3 protein-coding genes and 2 pseudogenes are annotated in these 3,206 nt (G+C 68.6%); 3 read left to right on the forward strand and 2 right to left on the reverse strand.

What is annotated here, in order from left to right; translation table 11 throughout:
* Nucleotides 1-150: 150 nt before the first annotated feature.
* Both SPK54_RS13510 and SPK54_RS13515 read left to right on the forward strand, forming a co-directional pair.
* Nucleotides 151-499: pseudogene (locus SPK54_RS13510) on the forward strand (FtsX-like permease family protein); the annotation flags it as partial.
* Nucleotides 500-508: 9 nt separating this feature from the next.
* Nucleotides 509-712: pseudogene (locus SPK54_RS13515) on the forward strand (ATP-binding protein); the annotation flags it as partial.
* Nucleotides 713-764: 52 nt separating this feature from the next.
* Here SPK54_RS13515 and SPK54_RS13520 read toward each other — a convergent pair.
* Nucleotides 765-1,079, reverse strand: coding sequence for a hypothetical protein (locus SPK54_RS13520; protein WP_330948390.1), 315 nt, complete (start codon nucleotides 1,077-1,079; stop codon nucleotides 765-767).
* A gap of 6 nt (nucleotides 1,080-1,085) precedes the next feature.
* Complete coding sequence (gene glmU, locus SPK54_RS13525) at nucleotides 1,086-2,468, reverse strand: bifunctional UDP-N-acetylglucosamine diphosphorylase/glucosamine-1-phosphate N-acetyltransferase GlmU (protein WP_330948391.1); 1,383 nt, start codon at nucleotides 2,466-2,468, stop codon at nucleotides 1,086-1,088.
* A gap of 74 nt (nucleotides 2,469-2,542) precedes the next feature.
* Here glmU and SPK54_RS13530 point away from each other — a divergent pair, with 74 nt between their 5' ends.
* On the forward strand, nucleotides 2,543-2,929 hold the full coding sequence (locus SPK54_RS13530; RefSeq protein ID WP_330948392.1) for a GtrA family protein: 387 nt from the start codon (nucleotides 2,543-2,545) through the stop codon (nucleotides 2,927-2,929).
* The last annotated feature ends 277 nt before the right edge of the window (nucleotides 2,930-3,206 follow it).

The raw sequence follows: 3,206 nt of genomic DNA on the forward strand, positions 1-3,206 counted from the left end.
GTCAAGCCGCCGAAGGTTCTACTTTTGAAATGTCTGCTTGACGGGGAAGCTTACGGACCCGCAACGCCGCATCCGCGACACCTCCGGCCAGGACCAGGCCGTGGCCAACCCGTCCCGATCCCTTCGCCGCAGAACGGCCTCGCGCGCGCGCAGTACTGGGTGGAGCTGGAAAGCGCCGGCGACGCGGCCGCTTACAAGCGCTATCTGGACAACTGTTCCGAGCGGCAGCGCAGCGCCGGCCGTTTCGAGCGGCCTGCCAACACCCGCCTGCGCAAGGTGATGGAATGGCTGGAGTTCCGCCAGGTCGTGCCCGGCGACGTGCGCCTGCAGATGTGGCTGGCGTTCGCCTTCCTGCTGGTCTGCCTGCTCAATACCGTGGGCCTGCTGCTGGCCAAGTTCCTGCGCCGCAGCGGCGAGATCGGCGTGCGCCGCGCTGGGCGCATCGCGGATGGAGATCTTCAAGCAGTGCCTGGTGGAAGCCGGCACGGTCGGCGTCGCCGACGGCTGGCGCATCGAGGTGCTGGACCGCGGCAGCGGCATGAACGAGGCGGTATTGGCCAATGCCTTGCTGCCGTTCCATTCCACCAAGCGCCACGGCACCAGCCTGGGGCTGGCGTTGGCGCGGGAAATCGCCGAGGCCCACGGCGGCCGCATCGCCCTGCTCAACCGTGACGGCGGCGGCCTGTGCGTGTCGATGGTGCTGCCGGCCTAGGTCGGCGTCACCGTGGTCGCCGCGCGCCGGCGTACCGGCGACGCGCCCACCATCATCCCGCTGCCTGCACCGCCCAGTAACCCAGCAGCAGCGCACCGGCCGCGACCTCCGCCACCAGCCCCGTGCGCAGCAGCGCCCGCGCCCGGCCCTTCTGCAGGCGCAGCGCGATCACGCCGACAAGCAGCAGCAGGGCATAGCCGATGGCCCATGCGAACCATGCGATGCCAACGCCAATGCAGCCGAAGTTCTCGCAGTAGGTGCGCCATAGGCGGATGCCCGACAGCGCGAGCGCAAGCGCGCCAATCGCATGGGTCGCCGCCAGCAGGCGCGGGGCCAACTGCAACAGGCGCGGCGGCAGAATCGCCACGCGCACTCAGCCCTGATGCTTCACCGGGCGACGCCAGCCATCCACGGTTTCCTGCCTGGGCCGTGCCAGCGTCAGCTTGCCCGCCGGCGCATCCTTGCCGATCACCGAACCGGCACCGATGGTCGCGCCTTCGCCGATGGCGACCGGCGCCACCAGTGAACTGTTGGAACCGATGAAGGCGTTGTCGCCGATGGTGGTGGTGGACTTGTTCACTCCGTCGTAGTTGCAGGTGATGGTGCCGGCGCCGATGTTCACCCCGGCGCCTACCACCGCATCTCCGAGGTACGTCAGGTGATTGGCCTTGCTGCCACGTCCCATGCTCGTCTTCTTGGTTTCGACGAAATTCCCCACGTGCACGCCCTCCGCCAGCACCGTGCCCGGCCGCAGCCGCGCGTAGGGACCGATGTGCGCACCGCCCTCGCAGACCGCACCGTCGATGTCGCAATGGGCGGCCACCACCGTGCCGGCTCCGATGCGCGCATCCTTGATCCGGCAGAACGGGCCGATGCGGACCCGGTCGCCCAGCACCACCTCACCCTCGAACACCACGCTGGCGTCGATCTCGACATCGCATCCCACGGCGACGCTGCCGCGGATGTCGATCCGCGCCGGATCGGCCAAGCGCGCGCCCTGCAGGCACAGCGCCCGCGCCTGGCGCAGCTGGAATGCGCGCTCCAGCTGGGCAAGCTGCCAGGGATCGTTGGCCCCTTCGGTTTCCACGGGATCCTCGACAATGACGATCTCGGCCGCGGCATATTCGCGCGCGGCCGCCCCGAATACGTCGGTCAGGTAGTACTCGCCCTGCGCGTTGTCGTTGCGAAGCGCCTCCAGCCACCCGCGCAGGGTTCCCGCCAGGGCGGCGATCACGCCCGTATTGACCAGATGGATCCGCCGCTGTGCCGCGTCCGCGTCCTTGTGCTCGACGATGGCGGCGACATGGCCTTCGCTGTCGCGCACGATCCGCCCGTAGCCCGTCGGGTCGGCCGGCTCCGCGGCCAGCACGGCAAGCGGTCTGGGTGCATTCAGCAGCCGGCGCAGGGTGGCCGCGGTGATCAAGGGCACGTCCCCGTACAGCACCAGCACGCGCGCATCGTCCGGGATCCCCGGCATCGCCTGCTGCACGGCATGGCCGGTGCCGAGCTGGCGCGACTGCTCGGCCCAATGCAGGTCAGCCTGGCCGGCAAACGCCGCGCGGACTAGCTCGCCGCCATGACCGAACACCACGTGGATGCCGGCCGGTGCCAGCTCCCGCGCCGCCGCGATCACGTGCGCCAGCATGGGTCGGCCTGCGATCGCCTGCAGCACCTTGGGCAATGCCGATTTCATCCGTTTGCCCTCGCCGGCAGCAAGGATCACGACGTGCAGCGGCGGGGCGGGCGGAGTGGGCATGTCGGGATTTCCTGCGGAGACTGCCGCGATTCTAGCGGTCGCAGGCGCATGTCCGCTGGGTCACAATCGCCATCATGAGTCTGCGTCGCCACCTTGGGGGATATGCCGCGGTCGGCCTGCTGCAATGGCTGGTCGAATACGCGGTCATGCTGGCGCTGAGCCAGTGGGTGATGCCGGTCGCGCCGGCCAACGTCGCCGGCCGCATCTCCGGAGCCTTGCTCGGCTTCTGGCTGAACGGCAAGTGGACGTTTGCCGGCGAAGGACATCAGCTGGGCAGGCGGGCCATCCGGCGATTCCTGGTCATGTGGCTGGTCCTGACCACGCTCAACACGGCGGCAGTCGACATCGTCGACCACTACGCAGGCCTGGCTGCCGCGCAATCGCTGAAGCCCCTGGCCGACGTCCTGTGCGCAGGGCTGGGATTTCTGTCCTCCCGGCACTGGGTCTACCGGGTCCACTGAAGAGATCCGTCGCCCCGCCTCGGTTCCCGTCGTTGGCACGGCGGAATCGTGCATCCGCGCCTGCCGGCGATCCTCGACGTCCGGACGAGGCGTTTGATTCTCCATTGGGAGCAACAGACCCCCCGGTCTTTTGATCTGGGTTTTTGCGGGACAAGGGTCCTGGCGCTGAGCTGTTGCGGGTGGGGGCTGTGGGTTGCGTGGGGGACGGCATTGGTTGGGGGAGATTTTCCCCGGTGCAAAGACAAAACCCCAGCTCATTGAGCTGGGGTTTTGCGGG

The sequence above is a fragment of the Thermomonas sp. LB-4 genome (assembly GCF_036409385.1).
GTDB lineage: Bacteria > Pseudomonadota > Gammaproteobacteria > Xanthomonadales > Xanthomonadaceae > Thermomonas.